This window comes from Cytophagaceae bacterium (assembly GCA_016722655.1).
GTDB lineage: Bacteria > Bacteroidota > Bacteroidia > Cytophagales > Spirosomataceae > Leadbetterella.
The window spans coordinates 3,032,925-3,053,510 of record JADKIR010000004.1; the positions used below are offsets into that span (position 1 = coordinate 3,032,925).

Sequence of the window (20,586 nt, forward strand, 5' to 3'; positions counted from 1 at the left end):
ATTTAGATATTCCAAATCATGATTAATTTAATAATAAAGTGTTTCGATAAATTTGAATGACAAAATAATTTTTTAATTTTGTTTAGTTTCATTTTAAAACTATGAGCGTTAAAGAACTTCGAACAGATCTTATTACAAAAATCTCCAATTTAGACAAAATGGATGTTATGGAAGAAATTCAAAGGTTAATAGATTTTGAGATGGATTCAACGGATTTTATTTTTTCGGTTGACCAAAAAATAAGAATAGCTGAAGCTCAAAAAGAATATGACGAAAAAAAAACATTAACTGACATAGAAGCTAATCAAGAAATAAATCTATGGCTCCAAGGAAAATAGTTTGGACCCAAAAGGCTCAGTTTGAACGAAAGGAAATTCTAGAATATTGGATAATTAGAAATAAATCAGCAACCTACAGTATTAAGCTAAATAAAAAAATTATTGAAACGCTTAGAATGTTATCCTTTAACCCTTTTTTGGGCAGGAAATCTGAAATAGAATCTATAAGAATAAAATTAGTTAAAGACTATTTCTTAATTTATCAAATCACTTCTGAAGAAATTGTGGTTTTAAGTCTATGGGATTCCAGAAGAAATCCTGAAATGCTAAAGATATTTTAAAACAAAAAATCACCCATTTGGGCGATAAATTCATATCAATTAAAATTTTCATGAGGCCAAAGCAGGAATGTCAATTTCTTCTGCCCGCCTGGCAGCGTATGCCAAAGCTTGTTTCAAAACTTTTTCTTCCAGATATGTATTGGTATTTAATATTTCATGAAAAGAATGACCAGATGCAAAGAGTCCGACTATTGTCCCAACGGTTACTCTCATGCCTCTGATACATGGTTTTCCGCCCATAACTAAAGGGTCAAAAGTAATTCTACCTGTATTCATTATTATTCCATTTGAAAACTAAATTGTTAATTTCTTTCTGAAAATAAGCATTTCATTGCAAATATTTGAAAAATGATTAATTAATCCAACAGAATAAATTTTAAAAAACTTTCATTTAACTGAACTTTCTTCCTTATTCATCAAAGCCAAAACGTACAGGCCGGCAAAAGTAAAGAATCCGTTGATTATCAGGTTTTCGTTGACAAATTTATAGCCGAAGTTCCGTTCGATTATACCGACTGTAATATATGTAAGGGCAGGAGCGAGGATACAAACATAAGGCACAAACCGGTCAAAACTGCCCAGGTTTTTCTTGGTATATAACCCAAACACAAATAAACCCAGAAGCGGCCCATAGGTATAACTGGCGATTTGGAATATTGCCGAGATTACATCCTTATTGTTGAGATAACTGAAAATGATAATGACCACATAGAAAATCACCGAAAACATGATGTGTACATAATGTTTGATTTTGGCTCTTTGTTTTTCGGGTTTTGACTCCACATTCATGAAATCAATGCAAAAAGAAGTGGTCAAAGCTGTGAGTGCAGAATCAGAACTGGCATAAGTAGCCGCCGTGATTCCTATCAAAAACATGACAGCAACCAAAACTCCAATGGTTCCCATTCCTCCATTTCCAAATATTTCAAGGGCCATCATAGGATACAGTTCATCGGTTTTTGCAGGAATTGTTATGCCTTTTTGGTTGGCATAAATATATAAAAGTGCTCCAAGGCTCAAGAAAAGAATATTAACAAATACCAGCGAAATAGTAAACCAAAACATGTTTTTCTGAGCCTCACCGAGGTTTTTGCAGGTTAGGTTTTTTTGCATCAAATCCTGGTCTAAGCCGGTCATTACCAACGTGATAAGAGCTCCTGAAATAAACTGCTTAAAGAAATTTTTGAAATCGCCCCAACCATCACCAAAGAAAAATACCTGAGAGTATTCGCTGTTTTGAATTTCGGTAACTGCCCCCATAAAACTAAGATTGAGCTGACTAGAAATCAAATAAACCGTAAGAGCCACAGCCGAAATCAAAAAAGTGGTTTGAAGGGTATCGGTTATAATAATGGTTTTTATGCCGCCTTTAAAAGTATAAACCCAAATCAAGGCAATCGTAATGGCCACACTTACTTCAAAAGGCACTCCTAGACTGTTGTAAATGGCCAGCTGAAGTACCTGAGCCGCAATATATAGTCTCACTGCCGAGCCTAGTGTTCTGGAAAGTAAGAAAAATGCAGAGCCGGTTTTATATGACCAAAATCCCAGACGGTTGTCGAGATAACTGTAAATTGACACCAGATTGAGTCTGTAGTAAAGTGGCATCAGGACTTTTCCAATAAAAATATAACCTAAAATATACCCCAGCACCATCTGAAAGTAAGAAAAACCTCTTACCCCAACTGCTCCCGGTACCGAAATAAATGTAACACCCGAAATGGAAGTACCTATCATGGCAAAGGCAACGAGGTACCAGGCAGATTGTTTATTGGCAGTGAAAAATGTATTGGTATCTGCTCCTTTTGATGTTTTTATTGAAATTGCTATCAAAACAATAAAATATATACTCAAAATACTTAGGGCTAGAATTGGGGTCATTTTTTTGTTTTTTATATAATTGTCGTTGGCAAATATCTGATTTAATTTTTACATTTTTAAAATTTTTAACGAATTCAATTTCATAATTATGATTCAGATTTTTAATAAAAGATAAATCCAAATACACAGAAAATCGCTTGGCAATCCAATAATTGTGATAATTGTTAATTAGAAAAAGACTTAATTGATTTAAATTTGTAAAAATTAATAGTTTCAAAATACAGATGAAGTTTGCTCCCGAAGTAGAAATTGAAATCAAAGAAGAAGTAGAAGTTGATGTTGAAGCTGTAAAATTATACGCTATTGTGGTGTTTAATGATGAAGTGAATACATTTGATCATGTGATTGATACATTAATTGAAGTGTGTGGGCATTCATTTGAACAAGCCGAACAATGCACGCTCATAATTCATTTTAAAGGCAAATGTTCTGTAAAAAATGGCGATTTTGATGACTTGAAACCCATAAGAGATGCTATTTGTGAGAGAGGGATTTCGGCTGAAATATTATTAAGATAAAATACCAAAGAATTGAATTATCCTTCCAAACTGGTTGAAGATGCTGTAAATGAGATTTCGAGACTGCCCGGAATCGGTAAAAAGTCGGCTTTAAGGCTCGCTTTGCATTTACTGAAATCCGATAAAATGGTTACTCATAATCTTACAATGGCAATTAATGATTTGGTAGAAAAGACCACTTTTTGCAGCGTTTGCCATAATATTTCTGATTCTGAGATTTGCAGAATTTGTGATTCTATCAAACGTGATGATTCGATTTTAGCCATCGTACAAGATACCAAAGACGTACTTGCTATTGAAAATACTTCTCAATATCAAGGCAAATATCATGTTTTAGGAGGTGTAATTTCCCCCATTCAGGGCATTGGACCTTCTGATCTCAATATTGATTCTCTGGTAGAAAGGATAAAAAATAATCCGGCTATAAAAGAAATCATAATAGCCCTCAGCCCCACTATGGAGGGCGATACCACTGCATTTTATATAAAAAAGAAACTTAAAGAGTTTACCTTGAAAATCAGTACTATAGCCCGTGGAATACCAATTGGTGGAGACCTGGAATATACCGATGAAATCACCCTTGGAAGGAGCATTTTGAGCAGAATTGAATTTTGATTTATTCAAAAAACAGTTTTAGTTTCCTGTCTGACATTTATTTTCTTGTTTTTTCAGAATTACTATTGATATATTTTGGTTTTAATACTAAATTGTAAACTTTAATAATTGATATGAACAGGAAAAGCTTTTTAGGAACATTATTTTCAGGAGTTTTGGTGTCAAAAATCAGTTGGGCAAAAAACGCTCCCGGGATTTTTGCAGAACCCTTTAGTTTGCCGGCATTGCCTTATGCTTACTATGCTTTGGAACCACATTTTGATGCCTTGACCATGGAGATTCATCATTCCCGTCATCATCAGGCTTATGTTACTAATCTTAATAAAGCCATTACCGGTACCCCGGCTGAAAGCCTTTCTTTAGAGGAGATCATCAAAAATATTAGTAAATATCCCACCGCTGTAAGAAACAACGGCGGAGGACACTGGAATCATTCGTTTTTCTGGAAAATACTTTCACCCAAAAAACAACAACCCTCTGAGAATTTACTTTCTCTGATCAACAAAGATTTTGGAAGTCTGGATAAGATGCAAGCTGATTTTAATGCTGCTGCAACTTCAAGATTTGGCTCAGGTTGGGCATGGTTGATTGTTCAGGATGGAAAACTGAAAGTTTGCAGTACTCCAAATCAGGATAACCCTTTGATGGATATTGCCGAAATTAAGGGTAAACCTGTTTTAGGCATCGATGTATGGGAGCATGCATATTACCTTAAATATCAGAACAAAAGAGCCGATTATGTGAAAGCTTTCTGGAATCTTGTCAACTGGCAGGAAGTAGAACAATTGTTGAAATAAGATTTTTTTTATATTACCCGATAACCATTAACCTGGATCTAATTATATTTTGGAAACCAAAAAAATTAGATATCTGATTTTTCTTAAAGATGTTTTTGTGCTGTCAATCACAAGTTTTGGCGGCCCACAGGCTCATTTGGCCCTTTTTTTAGAGAAATTAGTCAACAAACACAGATATGTTTCTGAAGCTGAGCTGCTTGAGATGCAGTCGCTTTGTCAGTTATTACCTGGCCCTACCTCAACCCAGGTGATTACGGCCATTGGGTATAAATTGGGAGGAGCAACACTAGCTTATTTCACATTGCTCATCTGGATATTGCCTGCCACGGTTTTCATGGCGGTTACTGCATTGGGAATTTCTTTTTTTGAAAAAGGTACTTTGATCAGAATCAGTCAGTTCCTAAAACCAATGGGAGTAGCTTTCATTTTTTTTGCTGCTTTTCAAATTGGTCGAAAAGTGATCACCACAAAAACTGCTTTTTGGCTGATGGCTTTTTCCACCGCAGCAGGCATAATATTCAGATCACCTTACCTGGCACCAGCTATGATTTTGATTGGAGGCCTTGTTTCTTCTTCTAAATATCACAAACAAAAAAAGATGGAGAAAAAGCCTGTAAAGGTGAAATGGGGTAATTTGATATTGTGGGCAGCTATCCTGGTTGCTTTGGTGGCAGTGGGTGCCATAACCAAGTCATTACCTGTCAGGCTTTTTGAAAATTTTTATCGAAATGGAAGTATTGCCTTTGGTGGTGGTCATATACTTAAGCCATTGTTATTCAATGAGTTTGTAGAATTTAAAAAGTATTTAAGTCGGGATGAATTCTTGTCGGGGATTGCTATTGCCGAGATGATTCCCGGACCTACTTTTTCTATTGCTTCATATGTGGGCTCCTTGTCCATGCGTTCGTGGGGAATCAGTGGTCAGATTCTGGGTTCAGTGGTTGCCTCGGTGGGAATATTTTTGCCGGGTATTCTGATGATATTTTTTGTGGTGAAATTCTGGAATCAATTGAAGCAGTTCAGAGGTGTGAGGGCATCATTAGAAGGAATTAACGCCTCAAGTACCGGATTGACTTTAGCGGCAGGTACATCATTATTTCAACCTATGATTTATGATTGGGTGAGTATTATTACAGTAATCTTAACTTTTGCAATATTATATTCAGGAAAAATTCCCGGATACCTTTTGATACTTGGCGGTTTGATACTAGGAGCTATATTTTAATATTATGTCAGATTTTCTTACCTATTTTAACCTTGGATTTAAGCATATCACTGATCTGGGTGGATATGATCACATCCTTTTTATAGTTGCACTTTGTGCGGTTTATTTGATCAGTGACTGGAAACAATTGCTCTATATTGTCACTTTTTTTACGATTGGTCATTCCATTACCCTAGCTCTGGCAGTTTTAAAACTTGTAAATATTGATTCCAAGATTATTGAGTTTCTGATACCGGTTACCATAATGTTTACCGCCATTTCTAATTTATTTCAGAATTTACCGGAAAACTCACTTAAAAAATTCCCTACGCCAATTTCCAGATATTTATTGACCGGCTTTTTTGGGCTCATACATGGTTTAGGTTTTAGTAATTATCTAAAGAGTCTTTTAGGTGCTGAATCTGATATTATTGTCCCTCTTTTGTCGTTTAATATTGGGCTCGAAGTCGGACAGATAATTATTGTCATTATTTTCATGCTATTATCTTATATTTTTTACAATCTATTTAATTTCAAAAGAAAAGATATTAATCTTGTTACTTCCGGATTTGTAGCGGGAGTGACCATGACTTTACTCATCGATAAATGGGTATTTTGATTTAGTATTTCATTGACAGTCAAATATATATACTATTCTAAATTTTATTTTTTTATGAAAAAACTATTAATTTTTATGATGTTGAGCGTATCGGCCTTTGCACAGATGCCAACATCAAACCCTTACAATGCCAATACTCTTTTTGAACAAATGGGTCAGGCACTACCCACACCCAATACTTACCGCACTGCCAGTGGTGCTCCAGGTAAAGAATATTGGCAGCAAAAAGCCGATTATGACATAAAAGTTGAATTAGACGATGATAAACAGCATATTTCAGCCTCAGAAAAAATCACCTATTTAAACCAATCTCCTGATGTTTTGACTTATTTATGGCTGCAACTGGATCAAAATCATTTCAGTGATAAATCAGATGCTAAACTCACCCGTCAGACTTCAATCAGTCATGAAAGAGGGGCATCGTCAGGAACATTGAAAGGTTTAAATGATGTGACAGATAAAGACTATGGTTTTAAGATTTTGAAAGTGACCGACAAAGCCGGAAAGGCTTTAAAATATACAATCAATGGCACTATGATGCGAATTGATCTACCCATGGCATTGCCAAAAGGTCAAAACTTCGTATTTAATGTTGATTGGAGTTTTAACATTGTAGATGCCAATGCTACCAGAGCTAGAAGCGGATATGAGTATTTTGAAAAAGATGGTAACTATCTGTACGAAATGGCACAATGGTTTCCTCGTATGTGTGCTTACGATGATGTAAACGGTTGGCAGCACAAACAGTTTTTAGGCCAGGGCGAATTCACCCTTGTTTTTGGTGATTATAAAGTAGCGGTGACTGTGCCCAATGATATGGTAGTAGGGGCAACCGGGGAATTGCAGAATGCCAAAGAAGTGTTATCAGCTGCACAACAGGCCAGAATGCTTCAGGCAGAAACTTCCACAACTCCGGTTGTGATTGTAAATCAACAAGAAGCCGAACTGGCAGAGAAAGGGAAACCAACAGGTAAAAAAACATGGGTTTTTGCTGCAAAAAATGTAAGAGATTTTGCTTTTGCCGCTTCGCGTAAATTCATTTGGGATGCCATGAAAGTTGAAGTCGAAGGAAAAAAAGTATGGGCTATGTCTTTATATCCAAAAGAAGGAAACCCACTTTGGGGACAGTATTCCACCCGTTTGGTTGCACATACACTTACGCAATATTCGAAAAGAACATTTTCATATCCATATCCGGTTGCGTATTCAGTTCATGGCCCGGTAGGAGGGATGGAATACCCTATGATGAGCTTTAACGGTGCCAGACCACTACCTGATGGCACTTATTCTGAAGATATCAAGAACTTCCTGATTTTGGTGATTATCCATGAAGTTGGGCATAATTTTTTCCCAATGATTGTTAATAGTGACGAAAGACAGTGGTCATGGATGGATGAAGGCCTCAATAGCTTTCTTGAGGGGATTGTATGCCGTGAATGGGATCGTGATTTTCCTGCCGATGGAATTGAGCCTCAGCACATTGTTCCTTACATGAAATTAGATGCAGACAAGCAAAATGCAATAATGACTTCCAGTGACAATATTTTGCCTGGAACTTTCGGTCCAAATGCCTACTCAAAACCGGCTACCGGACTTAATATGCTCAGAGAAACCATCATGGGAAGAGAGCTTTTTGATTATGCTTTTAAAGAATATTCAAGAAGGTGGGCTTTTAAAAGTCCAACTCCGGCTGATTTTTTCCGTACCATGGAGGATGCTTCCGGTGTGGATTTGGACTGGTTTTGGAAAGGATGGTTTTACGGAGTCGATAACCTGGACCAGGCAATTGCTGAAGTGGAATGGATGGAGTTAGACGATCAGAACCCTGAGGTAAAAAAAGCTGCAGCCCGTACCGAAGAAAACACCAAAAAACAGACCATGAGCTATATCCGGGATAAAACTGATATCAAAAAATCAGTGGTAGAGGCCGATAGTACAATGAAAGATTTTTATAATCGATATGACAAAAATGCTGTTACCGATAAAGACAAGGGTCAATATCAAAAATATCTTGAATCGCTTTCGGCGGAAGATAGGGAGCTTATCAAAAACAAAAAGCAATATTATGTGCTGAAATTAAAAAACAAGGGTGGGTTGGTAATGCCGGTTTTGGTTCAAGCTCAGTTTGAAGATGGTACTACCCAGGATTTCAGGTTCCCGGTTGAAATATGGAGGCTAAATAATAAGGAAATCAAGAAAACTATTGTGACAGATAAAAAAGTTGCGAAATTTAAACTTGATCCTTACTTTGAATTGCCTGATGTGGATCCAACTGACAATGTTTTTCCAAAAGAACCCGAAAAACCTACCAAGTTCCAGCTTATGAAACAACAAAGTATGAGGCCTCAGGGTAGCAATCCTATGCAGGAAGCCCGCCAAAATACTGCTTCAGGTGCTGTCGGAGCAAGTGGTAAGAATTAAGTAATGAAAATAAAATGAAAGCGTTAAGCCCGGAGGAAACTTCGGGCTTTGTTTTGTAAAATGAATTTTATGAAGATAATTTTTATAAATAAGTTATTATCTCACTTCACAACTACATCAGTAAATCCAAATGTATCGCAATCAAAAAGTCCTTTGTCAGATAATTTTAGAGAGGGGATCACCAACAATGCCATAAATGAAAGGCTCATAAATGGCGATTTAAGTGTGCTTCCCAATTTATCTTTAACGAAATTATCTATCTGAGTATAATCTCTTGAAACCTCATAACCATTTTTATTACTCATCAATCCGGCGACTGGAAGAGGTAAAACTCCCATTTTGATATCAGAAACAGCAGAAATTCCACCTTTTTCTCTGATTATCAGATTTATTGCATCAGAAATAGATTCATCTTCAACACCTACAGCGATAATATTGTGTGAATCATGGGCCACCGAAGAGGCTATTGCACCATCTGTAAGTCCAAAACCTTTTATAAACGCAACCGCTGGAGGGGTCTCCTTATATCTGTTTAAAACAACTAGCTTCAATACATCATTATCATCAAAAAAACATTCTGCCTCTGTTTCGTCTTTTGAAAAGAATAATTTATCAGTAACCAACTGACCATCATTGACTTTGATTACATTGATTCCATGATAATCTGCAGGGTATTTTATTTTCATATCTGCAGCAGAAATTCTTCTTGCCGAAAAATTATTTACCGGATTAACCTGAATATCTTCAATCAATGTTTCACCTTTTTCAGCAACCAAATTACCATCAATATAGGTTTCAAGAATTTCGAAATCTTGCGGGTTATTTATTTTTACAAAGTCGGCAGTTTCGCCTTCTCTCAATAATCCAATGGGTAAGTCATAATGCCTGACAGGATTTAAAGAAGCCATTCGCAGTGCTTTAAATAAATCAAGTCCTTTAGCTACTGCTCTTTTAATCAGTAAATTAATATGTCCCGCTTCGAGATCGTCAGGGTGCTTGTCGTCTGAGCAAAACATCATTTGAGCCGAGTATTGCTCAGCCAATGGTATCAGTGCCTCAAAGTTTTTGGCTGCACTGCCTTCTCTGATTAAAATTTTAACGCCAAGCTTTAACTTTTCTTCGGCTTCTTCGAGCGTAAAACATTCATGGTCAGTACTGATGCCATGGGAAAAGTATTGTTGGGAAGCATCACCTCTTAAAGCTGGTGCATGACCGTCAATTGGCTTATTATATTTTTTTGCCAAAGCTATTTTCGCCAACACTTCGTCATTTCCAGATAAAACTCCCGGGAAATTCATCATTTCGGCTAGATAACCAATTTCAGGTTTAATTAGCAGGCCCTCAATTTCTTTAGAATTTATGGTAGCACCTGCACTCTCAAAATCAGTAGCAGGTACACATGAAGGAGCACCGAAACAAAATTTAAAAGGAACCTTTTTGCCCTTTTCAATCATAAAATCAACTCCTTTTACGCCAAGGACATTAGCGATTTCATGAGGATCTGATACAGTACCCACAGTGCCGTGAACAACAGCCATGCGGGCAAATTGAGACGGTACCAACATTGAGCTTTCGATATGAACATGTGAATCTACAAATCCGGGTAAATAGTAGGCTTCTTCCTGTTTTTCGGGCCCTAACTTTTCGATATTAAAAATTCGACCTTCAAAAACTGTTATTTCTCCAAAAAAAATCGTGTTGTCAAATATATTTATGATATTCCCGGAATATTTTTTCATACCTTTTGTTTTTTACAAATTTCAGAAATTTGTTTTACAAATCATTAATTTAATATCTTTTGCAAGATTTTTTTAAATAAAAATGCTTCTTCAGTAACCCGAAGAAGCGTATAAATCGATTAAAATATTATTTATTTATTATTACGCTGGCTTCAATCTCCACCAGGTATTTCTCATCTATTAATTTTGAAACTTCTACCATCGAGGTTACAGGTTTAATCTCTCTAAAAACCTCTCCGTGTGCTTTTCCGATTTTTTCCCAATTTTTTATATTAGTACAGTAAATTCTGGTTCTTACCACATCCTCCATTCTGGCACCCAATTGACTCAAAGTATTTTCGAATTTCATCAGGATGAACTTAGTCTGCAGGTATTCATCACCTTCTCCAATCAATTCACCGCTATTGTCGGTTGCAACAGTCCCACTTATTTCTATAATATTTCCTATTTTCACTGCTCTGCTATAACCAACAATATCTTCCCATTTCGCACCTGAAGTGATGTTTATTCTTTTCATCCTAGTTTTTTTGGTTTTTTACAAAAATAGAGAAATATACCCAATTTTACATTGAAGCGGTTGTTTTCTTCCAATGAAGATTAGTAATATTTTCTCCAACTTTTTTGCCTAAATCAAGACCAGCAACATTATCCTGACGAGTATGAATACCTCCATAGAGCCTGGAAATTCCACATTCTTCGGCTGTTTGCCATATTGTAGTGAAACTGCGGGCCTTATAATCTACATTTCTCAAGTAATCTTTGATTTTTGGAACGTGGGTGTTGTCAGTAAAACTTACATCATTTCCGAAAACCGAAATCAATGCCGTTGCTGTTGCGGCTCCCTGTGACGAATGACCCGAAGGAAAAGCCGGAAAAGGAGGCTCTGGCCAAAATTGTTCATAAGGCATTTTGATGTTTCTCAATATATATGGAGTTGGTCTAACCGAATGGTATGTGTATTTTACTTTCCAGCAACAAACAAATGCGTCGGCCACCGAAAGTCCAACCTTTGCGTAAACACTAGCTGCTTCAAAAAGATTAAGCTTCTTAAGTTGTACCAATTGTCTTGCCAGATTATACGAGTGACCAGCCGGTGCCGCAGATTCTGAGGGGTCGTCGCCCCACCAGAGAGCCAGTTCTTTTTGTTCTTTGGTAAGATTGACATTCATATCGTAAACCTCCTTGAACTCAGCAAAATATTTGGAATTTTTATCCGTACTGTAGTCCAAGATTTGAGGAATAGGAATACTGCCATTTAATGCCACCATAGGTCTGTTTTTTCCCCATGTCGGGGCCATTGGAGCCAAAATAGAAGATTGACCGTTGGAAGGCGGTGTCCAATACTGTAAGCCCTGAGGGATTTTGTATTTGAAATCAAAATTATTTAAATACCCCAGATTTCCACCATCGGTTATTGACCAATTGTAAATTTTTTCAGCAACGGATGTCCCGTATCTTTTCGACCTGTTTAAAATGGCGGTGTCTTTAACAACCAAGGTTCTTTGAATAAGAATATCATTATATAATGAATCAATCGGAAGTTTGTAATTATTCTGAGAATGTTGCCACATTCTGAACACCATATAGTATTGGCCTTCATTAAGAGCAGTTTCCCAGTCAATTTCACCTGTTGGTTTAGGTAAATCACCTAGCCCATTTAATTCAGGAGCTATTGATTGATAAATTATGCTCCCATTGACTACCGTTTCATATAGTGTTAAACCCATATACCCCATTGCTCTGCTGATATAAGTCGGGCTATTTAAGGGCTGATATCGTACAAATCTCAGAAGCTTTTCGGCCCATCTGTTTGTAATTTCAGAGCTAACCACTTTTTCGGTAGGTTTAATAATTTCCAATCCTTCCTTGTCTTTGGTACAGGAAATCAAAAAGCTTAAAGTGATTCCAAACAATAATAATTTCTTCATTTAAAATGTCAGATATGGTTCGATTTTGTTCAATGTATTCTCGTCGAGAATTTTAATTGACCTCAGATCATTAATATTTTTAAAATCACCGTGTTGCTTTCTGTATTCAAGAATTACTTTCCCCTGATTATAATTCAAATATGGATGCCTTATTTTATCTACTTTATTAATTGATATTTTTTTGACTCCCGAATTAATAAAAGCCATTTTTTTTAATTCGTCAACAGCTTCCGGTGCAATTCCATATGTTTCAGAAATCTGACTCAGATTATTGAATCCTCCCAACAGATCCCGGTATTTTATTATCCTGTTTGCAAATACCTTACCAATTCCTCTTACTTGCATCAGTTGGGTTGTGTCGGCGGAATTGATATCAAATTTTGTCGAAATTGTTGCTTTTTTTGTCCATTTTGGAGCTTCCACCGGGCTTTCAATTTTTATATTCAGATTTTCATCGGGGTCTTTTGCGGTGAAGCTATTTTTTTCTGGTAAAAGAATAAACGGTTGGAACTCCTCATAAATCTCGGGTTTTAGAATGTATATTTTTTTTAAATCCTCCTTGAATTTAAACTTACCGCCTTTCTGACGATATTTAAATATGGTTTTAGCTACATACATCGGAAAGCCCATTTTTTTAAAGTCGGCTTCAGTGGCTGTATTTGGGTCAAATGAAAATTTCACACCTTTAGAAGCGAATTTTTGCTTATCATAATCGTAATTTTTATTTTGATAATCATATTCCTTGTTTTTGAATTCGGGTATTTCAGTATGCCCGTATTCCTTAATTACAATGGTAGAGTTTTTATTGAAACTCAAATTAGAGAATAAATAATAAGCTAAAATGGAAATAAAAATAACGATTGTAGCTAGAATTGCCCCTTTGGCTTCTTCGATGGAGAAATCAAGTTGTTCTCTCAGGATGTTAATTATTCGTTTCATATCAGATTTAGAGCTAAAAAAAACTTCACTAAAATAATGAAGGTTAATGAAATTTTGTGCTAATGCATTAAAAAAAATACATTTTACAATTTAAAAAAAGCAATAGTATATTTTATTACTTATAATTTTAAAAATATGGACAGGTTTGGGATGAATTTTTAAAAAAAAAAGCCACCTTATACAGGCGGCTTTAAACTAATTTTTTCAGAATTTTTATAAACCTTCTTGTTCTCTATAGGTTACAACTAATTGATCACCAAGGAATTCTTCAAGGGCGGTAGAAGTAGGCTTTGGTTGTCTTTCGTAAAATTTAGAAATTTCAATTTGTTCTCTGTTTTCAAAAATCTCTTCCAGATTATCAACACTTGAGGCAAATTCGCTCAATTTTTGAGTCAATTCTTCTTTGGTTTTGATTGCAATTTGTTGAGCTCTTTTTGAAACCACAAAAACCGATTCGTAAATATTTCCGGTTTTTAATGCCAAAACATCCGTATCTCTCGTAACTATCGATGAATTAATAGCCATCTTTTTATATTTTTATTTTATTAAATTTAAAATCGGACTGCAAAAATAATCTAAATTATTGAAAAATAGCACAATTTGCTTAAGATTTCTCTTTCTCTGCGGCAATTTTTGCTTCTTCTATCAATTTTTCTGTTTTTGCAACTTGTTCCAAACCTTTCATAGCCCGATCATGTACTTTTTCTAAATCCTTTAAGTATTTGCTTTTTGGAAATTTGTCAACAAATTTTTCATAAAAAGTAATGGCTTCATTATACCTTTCTTTTTGTTTGGTATATAAGCTCACATCGGCTAATTCCTGCTGAGAAATCACCTGTATATATTGAAGTTCCTCAGTGAATTTTGAATCCGGAAAATCTTTAACAAAATTACTAACACTAACCACTGTGGCTTTGTAATTGGCTAAACCACTAAATGAAGGTTGGCGAGTTTTATAATACAATTTGGCTTTTTCATAAGCCTTCATTTCCAGACGATATCTGAGGTCATTAAGATCTTTTGTGCATTTATCAGCATATTTGCTTTCTGGATAGGTATTGATAAATGTCTGTAGGGCATCAATTGCTGTCAGGGTATTGGTTTGATCCAGGTTTGAGGGTGGTGAATCTTTAAACATGGAATAGGCATACATATAAAATGCTTCTTCTGCAAAAGGACTGTTGTTGTAAGTAGCATAAAATGACTTAAATGCATAGCTACTCATTTGAAATTGACCCTGATAATAATTGCAGTAAGCATTATAGAACTGTGCCTTTTCAGCAGTACTATCACCTTTCAGGAGTGGCGATATCTCTTCCAGTATCAGACCAGCTTTATAATATTGTGCGTTTTCGTAATACGTTATCGCAGCTTTATATTTTTCATCAAGAGTGCCCTTTTTCATGAGTTGATTAAACTTTTTGTTGCAGGAAATCTGCAGGAAGCCAACCAATATCAACAGAGCGAAAAGACTTTTTTTCTTAAAATTCATGTTACAAATGTACAAAATCCACAGCAATTAGAACGGAGGAAAATTAAAAATATTGAAGAGTAATATTAATTGTGTCTGACAAGAAGTTTTTTTGTGGCTATTTTTTTACCATTTACAATTAATTGGTACATATAAAATCCTGATTCCCAACCAGAAGTATTGATTCTGATTTTCTCAGATGATTTTGTCAAATCAAAGTCAGCCACGGGTTTACCTAGCAGGTTATAAAACGATAAACTTGCACTATTGTAGTCTCCATCAATTACATAGTCCAACGTAGTATATGAATCTGCCGGATTGGGATACACGTTTGAAATTTTATTTTTTTCAACATTACTTTCTGCAGCACTTGACAAAGTACTTTTGGGGTCTTGTTGTTTGCTTTTATTAACAATCAGCAAATCACGGTAATATTGGGTATAATTCGTTTTGGAATTGAAAGTCAAAGATTTGGGTAGGCTGTTTTTTCCTAAAAGATTAGAATTAGCGTTAGTCTTTTTTGGATCTTTTCCAATTGAAAGTCTTGATTGGCCTGCTGTTTTTTGACCCAATGCCACAGATACAGTCAAAAAGACTGCAATTGCTCCTGTAACTATATGAGTAAAAATTCGCATCGTTAATTCAAGTATAAATTTTGCTTATAATCAGACTTTTACAAAAATAATAAAATATTTTTCGCTTTCTACAATATTAGACGTTATTTTTTGTTAAAAGGTTGCCTTGAGAATAAAAAAAACTCTATTATTATTATTCTCAGCAAAAATTATACCTTATTTGATTAATCAGCAGGGTATTTTTCCTACTCTTGTGGCGTGTCGTCCACCTTCAAACTCCGTCTCAATAAAAGTTTTAACATATAATAAAGCCTCCTCATCATCAATAAATCGGGCTGGCAAACACATAATGTTGGCGTCGTTGTGTTGCCTGATCAGTTTGGCCACATTATTGTTCCATACTAATCCGGCCCTGATACCCTGATGCTTATTGGCAGTGATACAAACACCATTTCCGCTGCCACAAATAAGTATTCCGAAATCAAATTCTTTGTTTTCGACAGCGGAAGCCAGTGGATGAACCGTGTCGGGATAATCCATTGAATCAGCAGTATATGGGCCAAAATCGGAGGTTTGGAAATTCTGACTTTGAAGCCAGTTTAGAATTTTTTTCTTATATTCGAAACCGGCGTGGTCGCCTCCAATAGCAATTTTTAATGACATTTTTGTTAAACTTTAAATTGCAAATATACGTTTTAAATATCTTGTAGAGATAACAACAAATCAAAAAATGGAAGAAATAATAGAAGAAGTTAAGATTAAAGAAGCTTTCCTGGAACGCACATGGAACGAAATTCAAAGTCAGGATTCATGGCAAATCTTTAAAGCCATGGCTGAGTTTGTACAAGGTTATGAGAAATTGGCTAAAATTGGTCCAAGTGTGTCCATATTTGGGTCGGCAAGAACCAAACCCGGTACAAAATATTATACAATGGCCGAAGAAATTGCCGCTAAATTAGTAGAAAAAGGATATGGGGTAATTACAGGAGGTGGCCCGGGCATAATGGAAGCAGGAAATAAAGGTGCCAAAGAAAAAAGGGGTAAGTCGATTGGTCTGAATATAGTTTTGCCTTTTGAGCAAGTTCCTAACGACTATGTGGATAATGACAAGAGTATAAATTTCGATTACTTTTTTGCCAGAAAAGTATGTTTTATAAAATATTCTCAGGGGTTTGTGGTGTTGCCCGGTGGATTCGGGACATTGGATGAGCTATTTGAAGCTTTGACTTTGATTCAGACCAAGAAAATCGGTCGTTTTCCGATTGTTATGGTTGGAACAGAATATTGGGCAGGTCTGATTGATTGGGTAAAAAGTACGATGATTGCCGAAGGAAATATTAAACCGGATGATTTAAACCTGATAAAAGTAGTTGATACTGCAGAGGAAGCTGCTAAAGTGATTGAAGACTTTTACAGTAAATATATGTTGCAGCCCAATTTCTAAAAATTCCGGTTTTCAGAACATTAAATCCAAATCAAGGGATTCTTTTAGTTTCCAGAGGTTTGGATTTTTTTCGGCCATATTTTCAAACTTCTCCTGCTCAGTACGAGGCTTCATTTTAGTCTCTTCTGCCGTGATTATTGCTTCTATCTGAATAGTGCCATTATGAAGCTTTCTTTTTAGCAGTTCCAAAACATCCGACCTGATTTCGTAGAAAATATCCTTCAAAATCGTATTGGGAAGTTTGAAGGTCATGAGTGTACCCTCCAGTTCAAAATCTGATTCGAGTACACGGCTTTCGTTGGGCGAGGTTCGCTGGCGGGCGAGTTCCATCAAAACTCCCTTTGCCATCCCGAAAGTAAATTCTTTATTGTCTGTTATTTGAACTTCAAGACCACTGCTTGACTCCTTGGCTGTGTTGACGGCCTCTTCCAATGCTTTTACAGAGCGTAAAGATTTCATCGGTTTTCTGATCAGATTTTCAGTGGAAACCGATGGCGTTAGATTTGGAAGAGTTTGATTCTGGGCTGGCTGACTTACCGGATTTACTTGTACCGGAGGTTCAGAACTTTCTTCAACTACTTTTTTTTTTTGCCCTCAGTATCCTGAAGACCCCCCATATTTAATACGGCGTTGATTTGGGAAAGCTTCAAAAGCCCGATTTCTACATGTAAACGTTGGTTTTTGGAAGCTTTATAGTTGATGTCTATCTGGCTGCCCACACTTAATGCTGAAAGTAGGAAACTGGTGCTAACTTTCTGAGCCTGAGACAGATATTTTTGTTTGATATTTTCAGAAATCTCAAGAATATCAATGGTGGCAGGGTTTTTACAAACCAGAATATTGCGGAAATGCTCGTTGAGCCCAACAATAAACTGATGCGTATCAAAGCCCTTGGCAATGATTTCATTCAAGATTAAAAGTACATCTGTAATATTGCCTTCGCTGAGAGCATCCAGCATTTTTAGATAATAGTCGTAATCAAGGACGTGGAGGTTTTCGAGAACGTTTTTATAGCTTAGTTTTCTATCTGTCGAAAAAGTGACGTTAAGGTCAAACATCGAGAGGGCATCTCTCAGTCCTCCGTCGGCCTTTTGTGCAATTAGTTCGAGTGCTTCTTCCTCAAATTCTATTTCTTCTTTTTGAGCTATGCCTGCCAGATGACCCGATATATCTTTATTTTGAATTCTATTAAAATCAAAGATCTGACATCTACTGAGAATCGTTGGCAGAATCTTATGTTTTTCGGTGGTAGCTAAAATAAAAATAGCATACGAAGGTGGCTCTTCCAGTGTTTTCAGGAATGCATTAAATGCAGCCTGTGAAAGCATGTGTACCTCGTCAATGATATATACTTTGTATTTACCGTCCTGAGGCGGGAACCTTACCTGATCAATCAGATTTCTGATGTCCTCCACAGAGTTGTTGGATGCGGCGTCAAGTTCATGTATATTAAACGATGCATTCTGGTCAAAATTTTTGCAGGAAGCACACTGGTTACACGGCTCAATGTGTTCGTTTACGTTCTGGCAGTTAATGGTTTTTGCCAAAATACGGGCACAAGTGGTTTTACCTACCCCACGGGGTCCTGTAAAAAGAAATGCCTGGGCTAATTGATTGGTTTTTATGGCGTTGCGTAGGGTGGTGGTAATATGCGACTGACCTACAACCGAATCGAAAGTAATCGGGCGGTATTTTCGGGCAGATACGACAAAATTTTCCATGTGGCAAATATAGGAAAGAAAACCTAATTGCTCAGAAAATATTTGCTTTTAGCTAGTTTTTTTGGCAAAAAAATGTCTTGTTTTTGATGAAATTATTTGCTGAATATCATGTTCTTTTTTCGAAAAAAAATCCCTGAAATAGATTTAAGTAATTGATTATTAAAATATTGTGATTTTTTCAATTTTTCACAAAAACTACTTTTGATTGGTCAAATTTATTGACTTGTCTGATGAAACTGATCAATTGGGTATATTCTTCTTTAGGATATACTCCACCTTTCATAATTAACTCCCGCTTCATGGTAAGTTTGTTTTCATTCATCAAAAAACTGATGATATAAGTGCCAAAAGACTGGGTTAATTTTGCCTCTTTGGGCATAGATTCCACTTTGAAATTTGCCGGAATTGTAAATGTCATTTCATCAGAATCTTTAAAAGTAAAAACGTTGGGGTCCAGATATAATTCGTGCTTTCTGTCGGCTTTCTCAGGTATATTACTGATAAACTTTGAAAAGATATTAGGTTTCAAAAACAACCTTGGTCCGCTTAAAGAACCATATTTTGTGATATTTACATCAAACTTTTCTTTTATTAATGGTATAGTAGCTTTAACACTTTCAAACCTGGGATCGGAAATAACTGAATTGGCCAGATTTATTTTTTTAATAACCCATTCTTTTTGTTCTGAAGGAGTACTATTTAAAAGAAGATTGAAGCGACTTTCCTGTTGAATGCCAGAATATTCTGCCTGATATTTTGCATAAATATTTCCATTTTCATCCATGTTAATCTCTGCTTTTCTAGATTGTAAATTTTCTTCAGGCTTATAGTGAATAGTATTTACAATTTCAGAAGTATTTTCCTTTATAAGTAAACCTTTGCGATTGCCTGTATGGTCTCCTAGGTAGCCAGCGGGTGTATTTTGACTGGTACATTCCAGCCATATCGTGTCTTTTGCCATGGGTACACACACAAATACATGATTAAATGTATCCTCGGGGAAGTCTTCGAAGAAATATGGAGTAATATCACCCGCATGAATCAATGTTGGATATGCCTTAATATTTTGACTTTTTAACAAAGCTATGGTGTAATTTGAAAGGGCTTTACAGTCGCCATATCCTTTTTTTGCCACATCTTCAGCTTTCATGGATTGCCAACCACCAATATCCAGATTTATAGCAAAATATCGGGTGTGAGACTGCATAAATTCATAAATCTTACTGACTTTTTTGTGTGTATCTTTCTCATTACCAATATATTCTTTAAGTTTAGTAATAGTTTCCTGAGGGAGAAAATCACGGCCCTGATTGAGTTTTAAATAGAAATTTCCCACATCATTCCAAGTATTGAAAATGCCTCTATATTCTGCCATTTTAAATTTTGAAGGTGATAAAATCACATAAGGATTATTTTCACGAAACACAAATTCTTCACTTTTTTGAGGAGGGAAGTTTTTCAGATTCCAGATTTCTACCCTGTATTTTTCGTCTTTCTGAACATTTGAACTAATTAGATTTTCTTTTTTTCTATAAAATCCGTTTTCAGTTGATTTTATAATAAGAGAAGAACTTTCAATACCAGTTAAGTCGTATTTTATGGGAGTCCAATTTGGATATAAAAAAGTATTAGTGTTTTCTAGTTCATAACTAAACTCAATTGTATAGGGATAGCTATATTTTTTTTTATCAAAGGCGGCAATTTTCACTCTTGAATCATCGACCTCAAGGGCGTAGGTGTAAGTTGCATAATCGGAAATCTCGCTGTGCTTGAGTTTTTTTAAGCTTTCTCCAAAGGCATCATATATTGTACCTTCAATTTTTTTAACTTTGGAATATTTATCATAATATGCCTGAAATACTGCAAAGTTTTCTTCACCTTTTTCATTAAAAATAGTTACTGCCCAGTTTTTTTCAATCGTAAATTTTGAATCTGATTCAACAGTTAAAATGGTATTGTCAAATCTTACCACAGCATCTGCATTTTCTTTTAAATGGGCTGGTATTTTACTGGCAGCCAGGTTGTTTTGTCCAAATATTGTATTTGATGCTGATAAAATAAAGAGAAATATTATCAAGAGATTTAGTTTCATTTT

The 20,586-nt window shown here is 35.7% G+C and carries 22 protein-coding genes; 9 read left to right on the plus strand and 13 right to left on the minus strand.

Annotated elements, in window-relative coordinates; translation table 11 throughout:
• Positions 1-101 precede the first annotated feature (101 nt).
• Positions 102-338 carry a hypothetical protein gene (locus IPP61_13720; protein MBL0326216.1) on the plus strand — a complete coding sequence of 79 codons (237 nt, stop codon included), beginning with the start codon at positions 102-104 and terminating at the stop codon, positions 336-338.
• Positions 320-619, plus strand: a complete 300-nt coding sequence (locus IPP61_13725) for a type II toxin-antitoxin system RelE/ParE family toxin (protein ID MBL0326217.1) — start codon at positions 320-322, stop codon at positions 617-619. The genes IPP61_13720 and IPP61_13725 overlap by 19 nt, the downstream gene beginning before the upstream one ends.
• A 48-nt stretch (positions 620-667) precedes the next feature.
• Here IPP61_13725 and IPP61_13730 read toward each other — a convergent pair whose 3' ends face one another.
• Together IPP61_13730 and IPP61_13735 are read right to left on the minus strand one after the other, a co-directional pair.
• Positions 668-895: a DUF433 domain-containing protein gene (locus IPP61_13730; protein MBL0326218.1), complete on the minus strand. Its 228-nt coding sequence runs from the start codon at positions 893-895 to the stop codon at positions 668-670.
• Positions 896-1,006: 111 nt separating this feature from the next.
• Positions 1,007-2,500, minus strand: a complete 1,494-nt coding sequence (locus IPP61_13735; GenBank protein MBL0326219.1) for a sodium:solute symporter — start codon at positions 2,498-2,500, stop codon at positions 1,007-1,009.
• Between the two features lie 224 nt (positions 2,501-2,724).
• Between IPP61_13735 and IPP61_13740 the strand changes: the two genes are divergently transcribed.
• From IPP61_13740 to IPP61_13765, 6 genes are all read left to right on the plus strand, one after another.
• The gene (locus IPP61_13740) at positions 2,725-3,018 is read left to right on the plus strand and encodes an ATP-dependent Clp protease adaptor ClpS (protein MBL0326220.1); all 294 of its coding nucleotides are present in this window, start codon (positions 2,725-2,727) and stop codon (positions 3,016-3,018) included.
• A 12-nt stretch (positions 3,019-3,030) separates the two neighbouring features.
• Positions 3,031-3,633 (plus strand): recombination protein RecR, encoded by a 603-nt coding sequence (gene recR, locus IPP61_13745; protein MBL0326221.1) that lies wholly within the window; start codon positions 3,031-3,033, stop codon positions 3,631-3,633.
• 113 nt (positions 3,634-3,746) lie between these two features.
• Complete coding sequence (locus IPP61_13750; protein MBL0326222.1) at positions 3,747-4,430, plus strand: superoxide dismutase; 684 nt, start codon at positions 3,747-3,749, stop codon at positions 4,428-4,430.
• Positions 4,431-4,476: 46 nt separating this feature from the next.
• Positions 4,477-5,655, plus strand: a complete 1,179-nt coding sequence (gene chrA, locus IPP61_13755; GenBank protein MBL0326223.1) for a chromate efflux transporter — start codon at positions 4,477-4,479, stop codon at positions 5,653-5,655.
• Positions 5,656-5,659: 4 nt separating this feature from the next.
• Positions 5,660-6,253, plus strand: coding sequence for a HupE/UreJ family protein (locus IPP61_13760; protein ID MBL0326224.1), 594 nt, complete (start codon positions 5,660-5,662; stop codon positions 6,251-6,253).
• Positions 6,254-6,307: 54 nt separating this feature from the next.
• Entirely contained in the window at positions 6,308-8,674 is a 2,367-nt protein-coding gene (locus IPP61_13765; protein MBL0326225.1) for a M1 family metallopeptidase, read from the plus strand.
• Between the two features lie 101 nt (positions 8,675-8,775).
• Here IPP61_13765 and ade read toward each other — a convergent pair whose 3' ends face one another.
• The 8 genes from ade to rpiB all read right to left on the minus strand — a co-directional run bounded on the left by ade (position 8,776) and on the right by rpiB (position 15,989).
• Positions 8,776-10,413, minus strand: a complete 1,638-nt coding sequence (gene ade / locus IPP61_13770; protein ID MBL0326226.1) for an adenine deaminase — start codon at positions 10,411-10,413, stop codon at positions 8,776-8,778.
• Positions 10,414-10,540: 127 nt separating this feature from the next.
• Positions 10,541-10,930, minus strand: coding sequence for a RidA family protein (locus tag IPP61_13775; protein ID MBL0326227.1), 390 nt, complete (start codon positions 10,928-10,930; stop codon positions 10,541-10,543).
• 46 nt (positions 10,931-10,976) lie between these two features.
• Entirely contained in the window at positions 10,977-12,341 is a 1,365-nt protein-coding gene (locus tag IPP61_13780) for a vanadium-dependent haloperoxidase (protein ID MBL0326228.1), read from the minus strand.
• Positions 12,342-13,280 (minus strand): helix-hairpin-helix domain-containing protein, encoded by a 939-nt coding sequence (locus IPP61_13785; GenBank protein MBL0326229.1) that lies wholly within the window; start codon positions 13,278-13,280, stop codon positions 12,342-12,344.
• A 213-nt stretch (positions 13,281-13,493) separates the two neighbouring features.
• Positions 13,494-13,805: a DNA-directed RNA polymerase subunit omega gene (locus IPP61_13790; GenBank protein ID MBL0326230.1), complete on the minus strand. Its 312-nt coding sequence runs from the start codon at positions 13,803-13,805 to the stop codon at positions 13,494-13,496.
• A gap of 79 nt (positions 13,806-13,884) precedes the next feature.
• On the minus strand, positions 13,885-14,772 hold the full coding sequence (gene bamD, locus IPP61_13795; GenBank protein MBL0326231.1) for an outer membrane protein assembly factor BamD: 888 nt from the start codon (positions 14,770-14,772) through the stop codon (positions 13,885-13,887).
• Between the two features lie 65 nt (positions 14,773-14,837).
• Complete coding sequence (locus IPP61_13800) at positions 14,838-15,386, minus strand: T9SS type A sorting domain-containing protein (GenBank protein ID MBL0326232.1); 549 nt, start codon at positions 15,384-15,386, stop codon at positions 14,838-14,840.
• 168 nt (positions 15,387-15,554) lie between these two features.
• Positions 15,555-15,989 (minus strand): ribose 5-phosphate isomerase B, encoded by a 435-nt coding sequence (gene rpiB / locus IPP61_13805; GenBank protein MBL0326233.1) that lies wholly within the window; start codon positions 15,987-15,989, stop codon positions 15,555-15,557.
• Positions 15,990-16,056: 67 nt separating this feature from the next.
• Between rpiB and IPP61_13810 the strand changes: the two genes are divergently transcribed.
• Entirely contained in the window at positions 16,057-16,770 is a 714-nt protein-coding gene (locus IPP61_13810) for a TIGR00730 family Rossman fold protein (protein MBL0326234.1), read from the plus strand.
• A gap of 12 nt (positions 16,771-16,782) precedes the next feature.
• Here IPP61_13810 and IPP61_13815 read toward each other — a convergent pair whose 3' ends face one another.
• The 3 genes from IPP61_13815 to IPP61_13825 all read right to left on the minus strand — a co-directional run bounded on the left by IPP61_13815 (position 16,783) and on the right by IPP61_13825 (position 20,583).
• Positions 16,783-17,229 (minus strand): hypothetical protein, encoded by a 447-nt coding sequence (locus tag IPP61_13815; protein ID MBL0326235.1) that lies wholly within the window; start codon positions 17,227-17,229, stop codon positions 16,783-16,785.
• A 116-nt stretch (positions 17,230-17,345) separates the two neighbouring features.
• Positions 17,346-18,491 (minus strand): DNA polymerase III subunit gamma/tau, encoded by a 1,146-nt coding sequence (locus IPP61_13820; GenBank protein MBL0326236.1) that lies wholly within the window; start codon positions 18,489-18,491, stop codon positions 17,346-17,348.
• Between the two features lie 178 nt (positions 18,492-18,669).
• Complete coding sequence (locus tag IPP61_13825) at positions 18,670-20,583, minus strand: DUF3857 domain-containing protein (GenBank protein MBL0326237.1); 1,914 nt, start codon at positions 20,581-20,583, stop codon at positions 18,670-18,672.
• Positions 20,584-20,586 lie beyond the last annotated feature (3 nt).

What these genes read in the sequence shown, in the direction of transcription:
- IPP61_13760 (MBL0326224.1), top strand. Translation starts at nt 5,660, where the DNA reads ATGTCAGATTTTCTTACCTATTTTAACCTTGGATTTAAGCATATCACT.
- IPP61_13740 (MBL0326220.1), top strand. Translation starts at nt 2,725, where the DNA reads ATGAAGTTTGCTCCCGAAGTAGAAATTGAAATCAAAGAAGAAGTAGAA.
- IPP61_13800 (MBL0326232.1), bottom strand. Translation starts at nt 15,386, where the DNA reads ATGCGAATTTTTACTCATATAGTTACAGGAGCAATTGCAGTCTTTTTG.
- IPP61_13720 (MBL0326216.1), top strand. Translation starts at nt 102, where the DNA reads ATGAGCGTTAAAGAACTTCGAACAGATCTTATTACAAAAATCTCCAAT.
- IPP61_13790 (MBL0326230.1), bottom strand. Translation starts at nt 13,805, where the DNA reads ATGGCTATTAATTCATCGATAGTTACGAGAGATACGGATGTTTTGGCA.
- IPP61_13815 (MBL0326235.1), bottom strand. Translation starts at nt 17,229, where the DNA reads ATGAAATCTTTACGCTCTGTAAAAGCATTGGAAGAGGCCGTCAACACA.
- IPP61_13785 (MBL0326229.1), bottom strand. Translation starts at nt 13,280, where the DNA reads ATGAAACGAATAATTAACATCCTGAGAGAACAACTTGATTTCTCCATC.
- IPP61_13825 (MBL0326237.1), bottom strand. Translation starts at nt 20,583, where the DNA reads ATGAAACTAAATCTCTTGATAATATTTCTCTTTATTTTATCAGCATCA.
- IPP61_13810 (MBL0326234.1), top strand. Translation starts at nt 16,057, where the DNA reads ATGGAAGAAATAATAGAAGAAGTTAAGATTAAAGAAGCTTTCCTGGAA.
- IPP61_13735 (MBL0326219.1), bottom strand. Translation starts at nt 2,500, where the DNA reads ATGACCCCAATTCTAGCCCTAAGTATTTTGAGTATATATTTTATTGTT.
- IPP61_13725 (MBL0326217.1), top strand. Translation starts at nt 320, where the DNA reads ATGGCTCCAAGGAAAATAGTTTGGACCCAAAAGGCTCAGTTTGAACGA.
- IPP61_13820 (MBL0326236.1), bottom strand. Translation starts at nt 18,491, where the DNA reads ATGGAAAATTTTGTCGTATCTGCCCGAAAATACCGCCCGATTACTTTC.
- ade (MBL0326226.1), bottom strand. Translation starts at nt 10,413, where the DNA reads ATGAAAAAATATTCCGGGAATATCATAAATATATTTGACAACACGATT.
- IPP61_13775 (MBL0326227.1), bottom strand. Translation starts at nt 10,930, where the DNA reads ATGAAAAGAATAAACATCACTTCAGGTGCGAAATGGGAAGATATTGTT.
- bamD (MBL0326231.1), bottom strand. Translation starts at nt 14,772, where the DNA reads ATGAATTTTAAGAAAAAAAGTCTTTTCGCTCTGTTGATATTGGTTGGC.
- IPP61_13750 (MBL0326222.1), top strand. Translation starts at nt 3,747, where the DNA reads ATGAACAGGAAAAGCTTTTTAGGAACATTATTTTCAGGAGTTTTGGTG.
- IPP61_13730 (MBL0326218.1), bottom strand. Translation starts at nt 895, where the DNA reads ATGAATACAGGTAGAATTACTTTTGACCCTTTAGTTATGGGCGGAAAA.
- rpiB (MBL0326233.1), bottom strand. Translation starts at nt 15,989, where the DNA reads ATGTCATTAAAAATTGCTATTGGAGGCGACCACGCCGGTTTCGAATAT.
- IPP61_13765 (MBL0326225.1), top strand. Translation starts at nt 6,308, where the DNA reads ATGAAAAAACTATTAATTTTTATGATGTTGAGCGTATCGGCCTTTGCA.
- IPP61_13780 (MBL0326228.1), bottom strand. Translation starts at nt 12,341, where the DNA reads ATGAAGAAATTATTATTGTTTGGAATCACTTTAAGCTTTTTGATTTCC.